General features: G+C 57.1%; 13 protein-coding genes. 7 read left to right on the forward strand and 6 right to left on the reverse strand.

The window, feature by feature from the left end; genetic code table 11:
• Nucleotides 1-90 precede the first annotated feature (90 nt).
• The gene (gene fabG, locus F6Y09_RS16725) at nt 91-834 is read left to right on the forward strand and encodes a 3-oxoacyl-[acyl-carrier-protein] reductase (RefSeq protein WP_152208083.1); all 744 of its coding nucleotides are present in this window, start codon (nt 91-93) and stop codon (nt 832-834) included.
• A 16-nt stretch (nt 835-850) separates the two neighbouring features.
• Nucleotides 851-2,758, forward strand: coding sequence for a PHA/PHB synthase family protein (locus F6Y09_RS16730; protein ID WP_152208084.1), 1,908 nt, complete (start codon nt 851-853; stop codon nt 2,756-2,758).
• A gap of 229 nt (nt 2,759-2,987) precedes the next feature.
• On the opposite strand, the gene F6Y09_RS16735 is transcribed toward F6Y09_RS16730, so the two are convergent.
• Both F6Y09_RS16735 and F6Y09_RS16740 read right to left on the reverse strand, forming a co-directional pair.
• On the reverse strand, nt 2,988-3,206 hold the full coding sequence (locus tag F6Y09_RS16735; RefSeq protein WP_152208085.1) for a hypothetical protein: 219 nt from the start codon (nt 3,204-3,206) through the stop codon (nt 2,988-2,990).
• Nucleotides 3,203-4,117 (reverse strand): chemotaxis protein, encoded by a 915-nt coding sequence (locus F6Y09_RS16740; protein ID WP_152208086.1) that lies wholly within the window; start codon nt 4,115-4,117, stop codon nt 3,203-3,205. The genes F6Y09_RS16735 and F6Y09_RS16740 overlap by 4 nt, the downstream gene beginning before the upstream one ends.
• 153 nt (nt 4,118-4,270) lie before the next feature.
• Here F6Y09_RS16740 and F6Y09_RS16745 point away from each other — a divergent pair, with 153 nt between their 5' ends.
• Both F6Y09_RS16745 and F6Y09_RS16750 read left to right on the forward strand, forming a co-directional pair.
• A complete protein-coding gene (locus F6Y09_RS16745; RefSeq protein ID WP_152208087.1) occupies nt 4,271-5,656 on the forward strand; it encodes a CHAD domain-containing protein in 1,386 nt (461 codons plus the stop codon).
• A 147-nt stretch (nt 5,657-5,803) separates the two neighbouring features.
• Nucleotides 5,804-6,271: a universal stress protein gene (locus F6Y09_RS16750; protein ID WP_152208088.1), complete on the forward strand. Its 468-nt coding sequence runs from the start codon at nt 5,804-5,806 to the stop codon at nt 6,269-6,271.
• Between the two features lie 11 nt (nt 6,272-6,282).
• Here the strand turns inward: F6Y09_RS16750 and F6Y09_RS16755 are convergent, their stop codons facing one another.
• Nucleotides 6,283-6,735, reverse strand: coding sequence for a YchJ family protein (locus F6Y09_RS16755; protein ID WP_152208089.1), 453 nt, complete (start codon nt 6,733-6,735; stop codon nt 6,283-6,285).
• A gap of 313 nt (nt 6,736-7,048) precedes the next feature.
• Between F6Y09_RS16755 and F6Y09_RS16760 the strand changes: the two genes are divergently transcribed.
• On the forward strand, nt 7,049-8,518 hold the full coding sequence (locus tag F6Y09_RS16760; protein WP_152208090.1) for a DUF3336 domain-containing protein: 1,470 nt from the start codon (nt 7,049-7,051) through the stop codon (nt 8,516-8,518).
• 308 nt (nt 8,519-8,826) lie between these two features.
• Here F6Y09_RS16760 and F6Y09_RS16765 read toward each other — a convergent pair whose 3' ends face one another.
• The gene (locus F6Y09_RS16765; RefSeq protein WP_152208091.1) at nt 8,827-11,067 is read right to left on the reverse strand and encodes a YgiQ family radical SAM protein; all 2,241 of its coding nucleotides are present in this window, start codon (nt 11,065-11,067) and stop codon (nt 8,827-8,829) included.
• A 95-nt stretch (nt 11,068-11,162) separates the two neighbouring features.
• Nucleotides 11,163-11,675 carry an acyl-CoA thioesterase gene (locus F6Y09_RS16770; RefSeq protein WP_246180575.1) on the reverse strand — a complete coding sequence of 171 codons (513 nt, stop codon included), beginning with the start codon at nt 11,673-11,675 and terminating at the stop codon, nt 11,163-11,165.
• A gap of 96 nt (nt 11,676-11,771) precedes the next feature.
• Between F6Y09_RS16770 and F6Y09_RS16775 the strand changes: the two genes are divergently transcribed.
• On the forward strand, nt 11,772-12,515 hold the full coding sequence (locus F6Y09_RS16775) for a sulfite exporter TauE/SafE family protein (protein ID WP_152208092.1): 744 nt from the start codon (nt 11,772-11,774) through the stop codon (nt 12,513-12,515).
• Between the two features lie 26 nt (nt 12,516-12,541).
• On the opposite strand, the gene F6Y09_RS16780 is transcribed toward F6Y09_RS16775, so the two are convergent.
• Nucleotides 12,542-14,638, reverse strand: coding sequence for a NosR/NirI family protein (locus F6Y09_RS16780; protein ID WP_152208093.1), 2,097 nt, complete (start codon nt 14,636-14,638; stop codon nt 12,542-12,544).
• Between the two features lie 189 nt (nt 14,639-14,827).
• Between F6Y09_RS16780 and F6Y09_RS16785 the strand changes: the two genes are divergently transcribed.
• The gene (locus tag F6Y09_RS16785; RefSeq protein WP_152208094.1) at nt 14,828-16,597 is read left to right on the forward strand and encodes an ABC transporter transmembrane domain-containing protein; all 1,770 of its coding nucleotides are present in this window, start codon (nt 14,828-14,830) and stop codon (nt 16,595-16,597) included.
• Nucleotides 16,598-16,609: the final 12 nt, after the last annotated feature.

Raw genomic sequence — 16,609 nt, forward strand, 5'->3', positions numbered from 1 at the left:
CCCCTTTGCTCTGCTAGCTTGAAATGAGGGCTTCTGGCCACTAATCGCCGTTGCCCCAAGCTGTCAAAAAATAACAAAGGGGAGAATGAAATGCAGGACCTCAAAGGAAAAGTTGCGATTGTTACAGGTGGTTCCCGTGGTATCGGCCGGCACATTTCGCTTCTGCTCGCCAAGCGTGGTGCGGATGTAGCCATTAACTACCGCTCCCGCCAGGAAGAAGCGGACGCTACCATCAAGGAACTCGAAGAATTAGGTGTTCGCGCGATGGCCATTCAGGCCGACCTGTCTGACATGACTGCGGCCAGAAACCTGATTCGCAAAGTGCACGAGGAATGGGGCCGGGTTGACATACTGGTCAACAACGCGGGCATCACCCGCGACAAGACCATGAAAAAGCTCACTGACGATGACTGGAACGAGGTTCTCAACACCAACCTGGGAAGCGTTTACGCCACCTGTTCCGAAGTGCTGGAAATCATGATGAAGCAGAAATACGGTCGTATCGTGAACATCACCTCCTTCGTCGGCCAGGCCGGTAACTTTGGCCAGGCCAACTATGCCGCCAGTAAGGGTGGTATCATCGCGTTCACCAAAACCCTTGCGCTGGAAACAGCCAAGTACAACATCACCGTCAACGCTATTGCCCCGGGCTTTACGGAAACCGAAATGCTTGGACAGGTGCCGGAAAATATCCGTGAAAAGATCATGGAGCGGGTGCCGATGGGGCGTTTTGGTCAACCTGAGGAAATCGCCCGGGCTGTGGTCTTTATCGCAGCCGAAGGTGATTACATCACCGGTCAGCAAATTAACGTCAATGGCGGCGTTTACATGTAAAGCGGAGCATACCCCGATGTCTGCAAAAGCTGTCAAAACCACCACCACTGACGGGTTTGAACCCAACGTTGTGGGCAAATCCATCGTACGGGCCGGCCGCCATGGCAGCAGGTTGCTGGCGCGATCCGTAGTTCGGCGGCTCAAAGGTGGCCGCCCCAACCCGGCCAGCCTCAAGAGCATTGTAAAACCGTTCTTCCGGCTGTCCGGAAAACTGGCCACCCAGCCCGACACTCTGATCGCCGCACAAATGCGGCTGATTCAGAATGCCACCATTCTCGGTTCCGGAGCCCTCACCAGCCTGGTCGCCAAGGAGCCTTTGCGCATCACGGCGCCCGAGCGGGGGGACGGGCGGTTCCGTGACCAGGCCTGGCATGAGCCTGGCGTGTTCAATTTCATCGAACAAGCCTACCTGATGTCGAACCGGTGGATCATGGATACCATCGAAGATGTTCGGGATCTGGACGAACAGGACAAACGGAAACTGCGCTTCTTTACCGGCCAGGTCACCGATGCCCTGGCCCCGAGTAATTTTATTATCAGCAACCCGGAAGTCCTGCGGGCAACCGTCCGCACCCGGGGCCGCAATCTGTTGCGGGGGCTGGCAAACCTGCTGCGGGATCTGGACGAAGCCGATGGCCAGGTCTCGTTCCGCATGTCCGACCCGGATGCCTTTACGGTAGGTGAAAATCTCGCCAATACCCCGGGCGACGTGGTTTTCCAGAATGAGATGATGCAACTGATCCAGTACCGGCCCACGACTGAGAAAGTCCATCGCAGGCCGTTGCTCGTGGTGCCTCCCTGGATCAACAAGTACTACATTCTGGACCTGGGGGAGAAAAAATCCTTCATCCGTTACTGGGTCGAGCAAGGGCATTCTGTGTTCGTGATTTCCTGGGTCAATCCGGGCAAAGCGCATGCTCATAAGCACTTCGAGGACTACATGCTGGAGGGGCCAGTCGCTGCTCTGGACGCGATTGAAAAAGCCACTGGGGAGCGTGAGGTCAACACTGTCGGTTATTGCATCGGCGGCACTTTGCTGGCATGCACTCTGGCCTGGTTGGCCGCCAAGGGCGACGACCGGGTCAAGAGCGCAACCTTCCTGAATAGCATGCTGGACTTTTCCGACGTGGGTGACCTGTCCGTCTTTATTGACGAAGACATGATAAAGAAACTCGAAAAAGCCATGAAGAAACAGGGTTTCCTGGAAGGCTCTTCAATGGCGTCTGCCTTTAACATGCTGCGCGCCAACAACCTGATATGGTCGTTCTTTGTGAACAACTATCTGTTGGGGCGGGACACGCCACCGTTCGACCTGCTCTACTGGAATTCAGACTCCACCCGGCTACCGGCCGCCATGCACAGCTTTTACCTGCGCAACATGTATCTCAATAACCTGCTGAAAGTACCCGGTGGCATTGAGCTGGCGGGCGTTCCCATTGATCTGGGGCAGGTAGAGGTGCCCAGCTATTTTGCTTCTGCCATTGAGGATCATATCGCGCCCTGGGTGTCCTGTTACCAGGGTTCCCGATACCTGGGCGGGCCGGTACGCTTTGTGCTCGGGGGGTCAGGACACATTGCCGGCATCATCAATCCGCCAGCCCAGAAAAAGTACGGCTATCGTATTAACGAGGCACCCGAGGTATACCCCGAGGACTGGCTGAAAGGTGCGTCGGAATTCGAGGGTTCCTGGTGGCCGGACTGGGTCAATTGGGTGGCGCAGTTTGGCGGCGGCGAAGTAGATGCCCGTCAGCCGGGAGAAGGCGAGTTGCCGATCATCGAACCGGCCCCGGGAGCTTACCTGAAAAATGAGCCGGCTCCACCCACGCCGATCTCACACAAAACCAGACCGGCAGCGGTGCAGAAAAAGCCTGCGACAACGAAAACCGCCCCAAGCGCACAGACCGGGAAAACGTCCAGTGCCTGACAGGGTTCTCAGGCCTGGTCGGCCGAGGTGTGAAACCGTGACGTCAGTTGCCTCATGGAGATCGATTGCTTTCGCAGGGACTCGCTGATGTCACGGCTACTGCCGACACTTTGAATCAAGGTGTCGGCACGTTCATCAAGAACCCCTGAATGACGACATCCCACCTGATCCTAGCGGTTTCCCTTGATGCCTGGCCGAAACCTGGCGATAAGGCGACACGGATGTGCTCTCAGAGATTTTGATCCCCACCCTCTGCAGGTTGGGGTGCGCCAGATAATTTCTGGCGGGCCCAGAGTGCCCCGATCACAAAGTGCAATGCAGCGGCCAACCACGGCGCCGCTGGTGGCAGTAGCTCTCCGAACGCGGGCCGCGAGATGATCCAGTAAGCCAGAAAAGCCAATAGACATCCTGCCAGCAGACTCAACACGGTTTTCATCAACGCATTCATTGCGTCACCCTCGTGTCCCTGGCCGTCGTTTGTGTACCACGGAGCATGGCCTGCAATAACTCCTCTGCGTCAAACTTGGTCAGTGCCTCATTGGCACCCACCTGGTTGGCGTAGCTCAGGCTCATTTCACTGTTCAGCGACGTGTGAAGAATGACGTAGGGCTGTTTGAGGGAGGCGTTGTCACGGATATTAAAGGCCAGCTCATAGCCGTCAAGCTCCGGCATCTCGATGTCGCTGACCAGAATGTCGATGGGCTTATTGTCTTCGGCAGCGGCCAGCATGATCTTGAGCGCTTCCCGACCATTGGTGGTTACCTGATAGGCGATATTCTGGCTATCCAGCAAATCCGACAACTGTTTTCGGGCTACGTGTGAGTCATCCACCAGCAGGATATTCTGGGCGTTCAACGACTCGCCTTGCACCTCCGTCAGTACCACATCCGTCAGATCTACAGACGCCGGGTAAACCATGGACAACAACAGCTCCACGTCCAATAGCTGGATAATCTCGCCTTCAATATCTATCAGCCCGGTGACGAATGCCCGGTTACCCAGAGCCGTAGGCGGGGGCATGACGTTTTTCCAGTTGGCCTCCACGATGTTCCGGACATTACGTACCAGGAAGCCGATTTCCTTGCGCTGAATGTCGGTCACAATGATGGAACCCTTGCGTTTCTCTTCATCGCTGAGCGCGGGGTAACCCACCGCAGCAGCCATATCAATAACCGGCAGGGCCGCGCCACGGAATGACGTGGTACCGATAACGGCAAAGTGGCTGTGAGGAAGTCTGGTCAACCGGACGAAAGGCATGATTTCCCGGATCTTCAGGGTACCAATGGCGAAGGATTTCTGGCCTGCAAGATTGAACAACAGGAGTTTTTGGGAATGCGCCGCTTTGCTGGACTCCAAAATCAGACCCTTCTGAAAAGTTTAAGTTAACAACTGGCCTCCAGTGTAAACCAAGAGGCCGCCCACGCAAGCAACTGCTGGCAGTTCATGCCTTTTGGGGTATAGCATCTGACACTAGTGTCCATTTGGGCCAACTCTCTGCAAGCGAGCACCTTGATGAAGCACCTCTACCTGGTACGCCACGCCAAATCCAGCTGGTCGGACGAGACCCTCGGTGATCGGGACCGTCCACTCAACCGCCGCGGACGCCGTCAGGTGGCAGCTATCGCAGCACCCCTGTTGAAGCTTGGAGCGCTTGATGGTCCGGTTTATGCCAGTGGGGCCTGCCGTGCACGCGAAACCATCGAGGGGCTGATGGAACAGTTACCCGGGGAGAATCTGGCCCAGCGAGTGCACCTGCGAGACGACCTGTACACCTTTGAGGCCAGTGATTTGCTGAAATGGCTGGCGCTGCATGGCAAGCTGGGACACAGCATCACCATCATCGGGCACAACCCGGCACTGCTGGAGCTGGCACGCCACCTTGCCGGGGATGCCCCCAAACGGCTACCCACCGGTGGAGCTCTTCATCTTGAATTACCGACAAACTCCTGGAAGAAAATCCGCAAGCACAGTGGCAAGGTCCTGAATCAGCTCACGCCCAAAGTTGCCAGCTACACACTGTTCAAGCGCAAAGCGCCAGCGCCGCCAGTAATCCATAATCCGTCATTGAAGTCCCGCATCCCCCTGGTGCTGGAGTATCAGTACCGCCTGATAAGAGCACTGGAAGCCGGCGTAAAGGCGGGCCACGACCCGGAATTCCTGCATCAGTACCGCATAAATATTCGTCGCAGCCGGGCGATTGCTGAATCACTGGTTGAAATCACCGGCGATAAAACTTTGAAAAAGACGGTCAAAGTTCTTAAGCGTCGGGGTCAGGCCACCAGCCAGTCAAGAGATCTGGATGTATTCCTCGGTGTCCTGTCCCGGCAACAGCAGGACCCGAGTGGTGCCGAGGCTCTGCGTCAGGGGCGGGTGATGACGTTTTTCAGAATCCGGGCTCATGACGAACACAGACACCTGAGCGATCAGATGCATACCCGGGCCTACCGGGATGATCTGACCCAATGGCGCAGCCTGATAACATCAGATAAATTCCGGAACTTGCTTGGCCATCTCGGCAGCGACGCCGTTCAGGGTGTGCTGGAGCAACGGATAAATCAACACAATACCCTTCTCCGGCAGCTTTCCAGTACGTCGCCCGACGGGGAAGTCCATAAACTACGCAAATTGGTCAAGCGAATCCGGTATCTGGCGGAACTCGACAAAGCTGCCTTCGGAGCCACTCTCAAACAGCTGAAAAAGCGCCAGGAGATGCTAGGGCACTTCCAGGATCTTTGCGTCCAGATCAACTTTCTCGACGAATTTTCACGCTCTTATCTGGCAGCAGCTGTACCGGAGGAAGCCATGAAACAGCTTGAGGTCATCTCCAGGCAATGGCGCAGTGAAAAACAGCAAACTCTGGACCAGATCCGAATGCTTGAAGTTATCACTGCAGGCTGACTACTATATAAAAGTGAACTACCTGACTCAACTTGCTGCAGATCAATACCCGGTGACAGGTGCTTTCCTATACTTTACGGGAGAGCGCACTCTACGAACTTTCCCGGCGTGATATGAGCTGCCCGTGATTATAGGAGATCAGAAATCATGAATGAGATTCCGAAGCTATTATTGGTGCCTGTGGATGGTTCCAATGGGGCTGGCGCTGCTGCCCAGTTGGCTGCCAGCTTTGCCCGTAAATTGAATATCCCCCTGCGGCTGCTTTTCGTCTTTCCTGCGACACCCATGGATATGTTTGGCGTACCCAGCGAAGTCATGAATCCCAAGGAAATGAAGTATTTCGCTGCGGGCGAGTTCGAAAAATTGCGGGATAAAGCCGCAGCAAGAACGTTTGAAGCCGCTCGAAAATCCATTGGCGACAACGATATTGCCATTGAAGATAAGGTACTCGCCGGACAACCCGCAGAAGCGATAGTCGATCACGCGAAAAGCGAACCGGGTGCCATGATCGTCATCGGGCGTCGCGGGCTTTCATCAGTAAAGGAGATTTTTGTCGGCAGCGTCAGCCAGCGCGTTATCCACAAGGCACAGTGCCCGGTCCTTCTGGCCCGCTAACCGGTGACGCCTTACAGGCAACACGCCTTGAACTTCCGACCGCTGCCACAGGGACACAGGTCGTTTCGGCCCGGTTTGAGCTGACCTTCGCGAGGGCTGCCGCTTACATAGAGCCAGCGGCCGTTCTCACGAATGAAGTCTGAATGCTCCTCCAGATATCCCCAGCCTGTGCCCGTTCGGTAAATGGCACGAAAATGAACTTTGCCAATATCGCCATCCTGATCAGCGGCCAGAATCTGTAACGATGCCCAATCGGGTGAATCCGCGAGATCGAGGTGCGCCGGACGGGTGTCCGGGTGCCAGGTAGCCAGCAGATAATCCGCCAGCCCATTTCCGAAGGCACAATAACGTGAGCGCATCAGAGCTTCGGGCGTGGGAGCTGGCTCGCCTTGGTGATAGCGCTCACAGCAATCGGCATACAATTTCCCGCTGCCGCAAATGCAGGCGGACGCCTTCGTTAACATTGCCTGGCGCCTTTTTTGATCAACATATTTTTAAGCCTTTGGCCAACGTCTGCATCTGTTCGCATTGCCATATTATCGCGGTTAAAACCGCTCCTACAATAACCGAAGCACCTTGGCGGGGTCCCTGTAGGAGCGACTCCAGTCGCGAATCGGTGCGAAGGCGCTGCCCTGATCGCGGTTGAAACCGCTCCTACCACAACCGAAGCACCTTGGCGGGGTCCCTGTAGGAGCGACTTCAGTCGCGAAGCTTTAAAGGGGTATTCCCGCGGTCATTAATATCTGATTGCACCCAATCTGATGTATCGTATCGGTTATGAAAAACTCGAAAAAGCAACATAAGCAACTACAAAGTCATCTCACCGAGGCTCTCACTTACGAGCAGTGGTATGCCGCTGCAGAGGCGCTCGATGAGGTGGAAGGACTGCTCGAATGGCGGGAGTCGGGCGGCACAGAACTACTGCATGACACACTGATTCGCGAGCACATGCAGGCCATGGCCCAATGTCGCGAACGGGGAGACACCCGGGCTCTGACTCGGGTACTGCAGGAAAGCCTATACCGGCATCTGGGGGAGCTGGCCAACCCCGACCTGTACGCGGTCGCTCGCACCGGCACCAAGTATCTGGCCGGCGAGTTTCTGGACGAAGTCGAACACTCCATGAACTTTATCTGCGACCATCCGATGCCGGGAGTTTCCGAAGCGCAGAAACTGGCTCTTTTCCGGGATGCCGAGCGGGTGTATGGCCAGCCCGCACTGATGCTCAGCGGCGGTGCGGCCTTCGGGATCTATCACATCGGTGTAACCCGGGCACTCTGGCAGCAAAATCTGCTACCGGACGTAATCGCCGGCTCCAGCATGGGCGCCATTGTCGCTGGCGCTATCTGCACCCGTGACAACACCGAGCTGGAACGCTTCTTTTTCGAGCCCGGCTACATTCATCTTGATGCGTTCCGCTGGCTGGAACCCGGCCGAATCTGGCAGAAGCGCCATGCGATGGACCAACGCCAGCTCCTGGAACACATCCATGCCAATATTGGCCAGGTCAGCTTTCGGGAGGCTTTCGAGCATAGCGGGCGCACCCTGAATATCTCGGTATCGCCCACCCGCACCCGGCAGAAACCCCGGCTGCTGAACAACATGGCGTCGCCCGAAGTGTTGATTGATTCGGCCATTCTGGCGTCTTGCGCGGTGCCAGGGGTGTACCCGCCGGTCACACTCCAGGCCCGGAATGCCAGCCGGGGTATCAGCGAGGGCAAACCCTACATGCCCACCGAGCGCTGGATCGATGGCAGTGTCCACGGTGATTTACCATTAATGCGCATGGCGCGACTGCATAACGTCAACCGCACCATCGTCAGCCAGGCCAACCCGCACATTCTGCCGTTCATCAGTCACCACCACGAACGGGGGGCCAAGGCATCTCTCAAGCAAGCGGCGGCGTCACTTCTGCATGCGCCGGTCGCCACAACACTGGAACTGACCCGCAACTCCTGGTCCCTCGGGGTACTGCGGCCGTTTCTCGAGCAGGCGCATGCGATGGCGACCCAACCCTATCTGGGCGACATCAACATCCAGTTTCCGTTCCGGCCCATGCTCTACCGCAAGGTACTGTCGAATCCGGATCAGAAAGACCTCAACATGTTTATCAAACTGGGTGAACAGGCGACCTGGCCTCAAATAGCAATGATCCACGATCAGACCCGAATCAGCCGGGTGTTTGCGGACTGTATCGAGAGACTGAAAGTGAAAGCGGGGAAAGAACGGCTGGATACTGCAGGCTGACTAGATATGCCACCTTAGCTGGAAGACAAAAAGCAGGTGGGTGAGGGTTTCCAAAACCGTGCGGAGCCATGGGTGAAGATCGATAGATCTTCACGGGCTGGCCAAGGATGGCCAGCCCTGGACCCTCAGTGCGATGCAGGAGCTATAAGCACTGAGGGGCGGAGCCCAAGCGTACATGGACGTATTTACAGCGTGTTTTGGAAACCCTCACCCACCTGCTTAACCCGGCACGCTGGATACTCAAACCAATTAACTACGAACCGGCCTTTGCTTAGCTACTTTACCTTGCCCAGTCCGTTTATCCGTTATTAACTACGAACCGGCTTCTGCCGCGCAACCTTGCCTGTTCTACCGCGAGCTTTTACAGGCCCGCGCGCTGGCCTCGGAGCGCTGCCATCGGTGGAGCGTGGCGGCAGCCCGGTGTGCTGGGTCAGCAACGGCTTAGCGGCTTTGCCGCCGCCAGCAGGGGTAGAGTTCTTGCGCCGGGCGCTGTGGTAACCCTCGGTGGCCGGTTGGTATTTCGGGATCAGCTGGTGCTTGCCGTCACCAATCAGGTCCGCCCGGCCCATAGCCATGAGAGCCTCCCGCAACATTGGCCAGTTCTTGGCGTCGTGGTAGCGCAGGAAGGCCTTGTGCAAGCGGCGTTGCTGGGGATCTTTCACCGAGCCCACTTTCTCGGACTTGTAGGTTACCTTGCGCAGCGGATTGCGGGCGGTGTGATACATGGTAGTGGCGGTCGCCATCGGCGACGGGTAAAACGCCTGTACCTGGTCTGCCCGGAAGCCTTTGGCTTTAAGCCACAATGCCAGATTCATCATGTCTTCATCGGTGGTGCCAGGATGGGCGGCAATGAAGTAGGGAATCAGGTACTGCTCCTTACCCGCCTCTTTCGAATATTTCTCGAACATCTGCTTGAAGCGGTCGTAACTGCCGATACCCGGCTTCATCATTTTATCCAGCACGCCTTCTTCGGTGTGCTCCGGCGCAATCTTGAGATACCCGCCCACGTGGTGGGTCACCAGTTCCTTGACGTATTCCGGTGATTCCACTGCCAGGTCATAGCGCAGGCCGGAGGCAATCAGTACCTTCTTGACGCCGGGCAACTCACGGGCATTGCGGTAAAGCTGGATCAGCGCCGAATGGTCGGTGTTCAGGTTTTCACAGATGCCGGGATAAACGCAGGACGGCTTGCGGCAGGCGGATTCGATCTCCCGGGATTTGCAGGCAATACGATACATATTGGCTGTCGGACCGCCCAGATCAGAGACCACGCCAGTGAAGCCCGGCACTTTGTCCCGCATGGCTTCGATTTCCCGCAGGATGGAATCTTCCGAACGGTTCTGGATGATCCGGCCTTCGTGTTCCGTGATGGAGCAGAAGGTACAGCCACCAAAACAGCCCCGCATGATATTGACCGAAAACCGGATCATGTCATAAGCCGGAATTTTAGCCTTACCGTAAGACGGATGCGGCACCCGGGCAAAAGGCTGATCAAAGACGTAATCCATTTCTTCGGTGGTCAGCGGAATTGCCGGCGGGTTGAACCAGATGTCCTGATCGCCGTGCTTCTGCACCATCGCCCGGGCGTTGCCGGGATTGGTCTCCTGATGCAGCACCCGGTTCGCATGAGCATAGAGCACCGGATCATTGCGGACTTTTTCAAAGGACGGCAGGCGGATAACGGTATTGCCCCGGGTTACTTTCGAACTCGGCAGCAAGTCCACCACAACGGTCTCATCGCTTTCCATCTGCGGGCCGTCGGCCTGGGTGGAGGCGCAGCTTTCCAGTTCCTGGGTGTTGATATAAGGGCTGAGAATCTTGTCGACCCGGCCCGGACGGTCAACACGGGTGGAATCCAGTTCATAAAAGCCTTCGATCACGTCTTTACGCACAAACGCGGTGCCGCGAACGTCGGTGATGGTTTCCACCGGATGCCCCAGGGACAGACGGTTAGCCACATCAGCGATTGCCCTCTCCGCATTGCCGTAGAGCAGGATATCCGCGCCGGAATCGATCAGGATGGACTTGCGAACCTTGTCCTGCCAGTAGTCGTAATGGGCAATGCGCCGCAGCGAGGCTTCTATGCCGCCCAGGACCACCGGCACATCGCCGTAGGCTTCCTTACAACGGTGGGTATAGATCAGGCTGGCACGGTCCGGCCGTTTGCCACCCATACCGCCGGGCGTGTAGGCGTCGTCTGAGCGCACTTTGCGGTCGGCGGTGTAACGGTTGATCATGGAATCCATGTTGCCCGCCGCCACGCCGAAAAACAGGTTGGGCTTACCCAGTTTCAGGAAGTCATCTACCGAGTGCCAGTCCGGCTGCGCAATGATACCCACCCGAAAGCCCTGGCCTTCCAGCAACCGACCGATAACCGCCATGCCAAAGGAAGGATGGTCCACGTAGGCATCACCGGTCACGATAATGATGTCACAGCTGTCCCAGCCCAACTGGTCCATCTCTTCCCGATTCATCGGCAGAAAAGTCGACAGCCCGAAACATTCGGCCCAGTACTTGGGGTAATCAAAAAGCGGCTTGGCTGACTGCATAGTAGTGACCGGGGCTCCTTGTCGCATCCGACGTCAGAGTGAGTGGGACAGCGGCTTGATTTATCACAAAAACGGCGGGGAATATAGCACAATTTTTAATCAAAACCTATGTCCTCACCGGCGTGACTGATCACGACGCCGGGCCCACCCTGTTCAAGCAGCCCCCGAACCTGGTCTGAAATAGCCGTTTTCGCCATCTCGGAAGGCCGGATCAGCACATAGGTTATATCCGCGTCCAACACCGGATCGGACTCACTATAACGGAAAAATTCAAGATGTAAGGTAAACGAGGTATTGCCTACCCGCCCCGGAAACAGCCGGGCTTCGAGCACATCATCAAATCTGGCCGGGGCCTTCCAGTTCAGTGTCAGGCTCACCACCTGGATATCCAGATCCTGAGCCAGCATATTCTGGTAATCCCCGAACAGGGTCCGGATATACTCGTTGACGGTAATATCGACGAAATCAGCGTAGCGGGCATTGAACACCACACCCTGGGCATCGCATTCCCCATAGCGGACGCGGAATCGGAAAATAAACGGCTGGACCGAGGTTTCTGTCATCGTTTGCTGACCTGTCAGAGTGTTGTTGCCTCCAAGAGTAACCATCAGAACCTCCAATAGACAAATCTCCTGCCATCCATCAGGATAACCGCCCTTTTGGACTGACGATGCCTTCGCCCTCTCACCTGGAGACTCCCTGCGATGTCTGCCCCCTTCGATTCACTCTTATTCTGGTTGCTGGCTGTCATTGGGGTAATTATTACCGGTATTTCCAAATCGGGCTTTGCCGGTGGCGCCGGGGTGCTTGCGGTGCCATTAATGGCACTGGTGATTCCCCTGCCCATGGCAACGGTAATCATGCTGCCGGTACTGTTGTTCATGGATGTAAAAACCATCCACATATATCGCAAACACGCGTCCCTGGAGACGCTCAAGCGCATTGTACCGGCCGCGCTGGCAGGCATCATACTGGGTGGTCTGGTCATGGGGATGTTGTCCAATTCCGCGCTGGAACTGATCACCGGTGGAATTTCAATAGTGTTCGCCAGTTGGCAGCAGGTTTCCGGGACCCTGCGTCGGTTCCAGCAAGCCGGCTGGTTCTGGGGCGTGGTTTCCGGGCTTACCAGCACCCTGATCCATGCTGGTGGGCCGCCCATCAATGTCTATTTTCTGGGCCGGGAGCTGGCCAAACTGCAATGGCTCGGCACGGCTGCGGTATTGTTCGGGGTGATGAATCTGGTCAAGGTGGTGCCCTACAGCCTTAACGGTTTCTGGGAAGTGCGCCTGCTGTGGATTGCCCTGGCAATGGTGCCTGCGGCCTGGGTCGGGGTTCAGTTGGGACACACCATTCAAAAACGCTTTGATGGCGAGACCTTCACCCGAATGTGCCGAGTGCTGCTGGTGGTGTCCGGTACTGGGCTGGTGATAAAAGGCCTGTTTTTCTAGCAGCCTGAAACCGGGTCACCGAACTATCACCCCACTTCAACCGCCAGAATCTCCCCCCGGCGCTGTTGTTTCTGTCGCACCAATGCGTCCACGCACTGGCTGTCATCCCTCAGGATCACGACACATTCCAGGCACTGGATGCATTCGTTGTAGTCGATCCGGCCATCGGTGCGGATGGCGTTGATCTCGCAGCGTTTCTTGCAAAGCTGACAGGGTGAGCCGCAGAGTTTGATCCGCTCCAGCCAGCTGAACAGCCGGAACCGTCCCAGTACCGCCAGACCAGCGCCCAGCGGGCACAGGTAGCGGCAGAAGAATTTATGCACGAACATCCCCACCACCAGCAACCCCACCGCGTAAACCACAAACGGCCAGTAGCGCCAGAAGAACAGGGTGATGCTGGTTTTGAAAGGCTCCACTTCCGCCAGTTGTTCCGCCAGTGTCAGGGAATAGAACGAGGTACCCAGCAGGCCGACCAGGATCAGATATTTCAGGCTGATGAGCCGACGGTGCCAGTTCTCAGGCACATGTCTTTGCCTGATGTTCAGTTTCTTGCCCAGCCAGGACGCCATTTCCTGCAGCGCGCCAAACGGACACAGCCAGCCACAGAACAGACCTCGCCCCCAGATAAAAAGGCTGATGAAGGTGTAAATCCAGAGGATGAAAATCACCGGGTCCAGCAGGAACACGCCAATTTCGAAGCCGTCCCAGATCGACTGGAACAGGGTGAAGATATTCACCACCGAAAGCTGGCCCTGGGCATAAAAGCCAATAAAAAACAGCGTGAAGAACAGAAAACCCCAGCGAAAACGATGCACCAGTTTGGGGTAGCGACTGAAATACTGCTGGCGCGCAAAAAAGACCGTCAGCACCACCAGGCTGATCACCAGAATCGTGATCTGGACCCATCGGTCCAGCCACAAACCAACCCAGGCGGCCTGACGAACCACCGGCTGTTCGGTCTCTACAAGCTCGAACAATTCCTGGGGCAAGTGCAGCGACTTCTTGAAGGTCACCCGGTCGACCACCAGATGATTCTTGGGCAGTGAGAGCGTCAGCACCAGTTGCGCCTCCGCACCCGGATTGAAGCCGCCGCTGCCGCCCATTTTGAACAGGTGGACTTTTTCGAACTCCGGCATACCCTCGGCCATCAGCCGGGTTTCGCTGTCCAGCCGGTTCATGTCCCGCAACTCCACTACCAGGTCACTTTGCTCCAGCAGAAGTCGTCCGGGCACGGTGCCCGGCCTGAAATCATCGGGAACATGAGTGAACAACCCCCGCGACATCACCGCCAGCATCTGCTCGCCAGGCTTGAGGTTGTCGGTCAACCATCGAAAGCGTTCGTCGCCGAGCAGGTTACGCCCGATCATCGGTGCGCTGACGTAGGCGAAGTGAATATCTGTAAACTCCTCGCCCGGCTCCGGCTGGGGGACTTCCGGGTAATTGTCCAGGCTGCTGCCGATTTCCGCTTCTGCTTCCTCAAGAGACATGCGCCAGCGCCCCACATAATCCCGATCCAGCATCTGCTGCCAGGTCAAGGGCTCATAGAGATCGGCCTTTGGCCGCGCGGCCGGAGCCTGGGCAAAGGCTTCCAGCTTGTTGCGGGCCACTTTCAGGGCGGACGATAAAATGGTGTCGTTAATGATAATGACTGAAATGGTGGCCGAGGTAACGCCATCAAAATAGACCACGCCGTTGTCTCCGCCCGCATCGCTGCCCGCTTTCCTGCTGTTGACCACTATATGCTCAGTCAGCGAACGGCCCTTGTACTGATCCACAAACTCGAATAACGGCGCTTCACCCAGGCCGTGGAGAAATACCGGCTCATGGTGGTTGATCACATGGACGCCAGTGAAGTGGCCGTCCACATCAATACCGATCATCAGGTCGATGGGCTTGCCGGAGTACCCTGTCAGGCTGGTGATGTATTTGCTTTCATAGGCGTAGCCGAGCAGTTGACTGAGCTGATACACCGGGTAAACAGGGTAATCGGACAGCTTGTTCTCGATACGGGTCGCCTTGGGAAACAACTCCTGAATCAATGCCCGCTGCTGTTCATCCGGCTCTGCATGCGCCATCGTTACCATCAACAGACAAAAAAACAGGAGCACGAAAGACCGGGCCATGGCCTGTGCTCCAGGATTTGTTATTGCCTGTCAGTGTCCGTTAGCCGGTGGGGGTTCTCAACGGTACTTGTGACGGGGTTTTCTGCTACCAAAGGTGGAGTGGTGGCTTGTAAACCCTGGATCGCCACCCCATTTTAAGACACATTCCCCCGATCCGCTTGACGGACCAACCCTCTCAAGGAGCTCACCATCGCCAGCCGACTGAACCGGGCTCTTGCCCTCGCCCGACATTTCATCGCGCCCTATAAAAATGCCGTAGCGGGTGCCCTGGTGGCGTTGATTTTTACTGCGGGCGTCACGCTGTCGCTCGGCCAGGGCCTGCGTATCCTGGTGGACAAGGGGCTGGCCACCAGCTCCCCGGAGATGCTGGCACAGTCCATCGGGCTGTTTTTTGTCTTGGTGCTGGGCCTGGCAATCGGCTCGTTTGCCCGCTTTTACCTGGTGTCCTGGATTGGTGAGAGGGTGGTGGCAGATATTCGCAAGCAGGTATTCAATCATCTGATTGATCTGCACCCGGGCTTCTACGAGCAGAATCGCAGCCTGGAAATTCAGTCCCGGTTTACGGCGGATACCACGGTGCTGCAATCGGTGATTGGCTCAACCGTGTCCATCGCCCTGCGCAATGCCCTGATGTTAATTGGCGGGGTGGTGCTGCTGTTTGTCACTAACGCCAAGCTGGCAGGCATTATTATTCTAGGCTTTCCACTGGTGGTGGCGCCGATTCTGATTTTCGGGCGTCGGGTGCGCAAACTGTCCCGGCTGAGCCAGGACCGGATTGCCGATGTCGGCAGTTACGTGGGCGAAAGCCTGACCCAGATAAAAACCGTGCAGGCCTATAACCACCAGGCCCATGACCGGAACCGGTTCGCGGACGTGGCCGAGGAAGCTTTCTCAGTGGCAAGGGTGAGGATTCGTCAGCGTGCCTGGCTCACCACCATCGCCATCACCCTGGTGATGGGGGCCATTGGCGTGGTGCTCTGGGTTGGTGGGCTGGATGTGATCTCCGGCCGCATCAGTGCCGGCGAGCTTGCCGCCTTTGTGTTCTACAGCCTGCTGATCGGGCTGTCCGCGGGGGCCTTGAGCGAGGTGATTGGTGAGCTACAGAGAGCGGCCGGGGCCGCTGCCCGGATATTCGAACTGCTCCGTACCGAGAATGAAATCACCACGCCAGAAGACAACCTCCAGCAACTGCCAGAGCGGGTTGCCGGGCGCATCGAACTCCGTAATCTGCAGTTTTGCTACCCTTCCCGTCCAGACATTCCTGCCATCCAGAGCTTCAACCTGAGGGTCGAACCCGGCGAAACACTGGCACTGGTCGGACCGTCGGGGGCGGGCAAGTCAACGCTGTTCGATCTGTTGCTGCGATTCTACGACCCGCTGGCCGGCCAAATCCTGATTGATGGCATCGACAGCCGACAAATAGCCCCCGCGGATCTCCGGCGGTGTTTCGCCCTGGTCTCGCAGAATCCGGCGCTGTTCTTCGCCAGCATCGCAGACAACATTCGCTACGGCCGGCCTGAAGCGACCCTGGCGGAGGTCAAACAGGCCGCCGCCATTGCCCACGCAGACGAGTTCATCCGGGCTTTGCCCCAGGGCTATGACACGCCGTTAGGGGATAACGGACTGGGGCTGTCAGGGGGCCAGCGGCAACGACTGGCCATTGCGCGGGCGCTGCTGGCGGATGCCCCCATTCTGCTGCTGGACGAGGCCACCAGCGCGCTGGATGCCGAGAGCGAGCATTTGATACAACAAGCCATGCCGGAGCTGATGGCGGGCCGGACTACTCTGGTGATCGCGCACCGCCTGGCGACGGTGCGCGACGCCGATCGTATCGCGGTGATCAACCACGGGATACTGGAGGCCGTCGGTACCCACGATGAGCTGATTCAGGACAACCCGCTCTACGCTCGCCTGGCCGAGCTGCAGTTCCGGGTTGTCACCGGGGAACCGGCGGCCTAGTGTCCCGTCAGG

Source organism: Marinobacter changyiensis (assembly GCF_009193265.1).
Classification (GTDB): domain Bacteria; phylum Pseudomonadota; class Gammaproteobacteria; order Pseudomonadales; family Oleiphilaceae; genus Marinobacter; species Marinobacter changyiensis.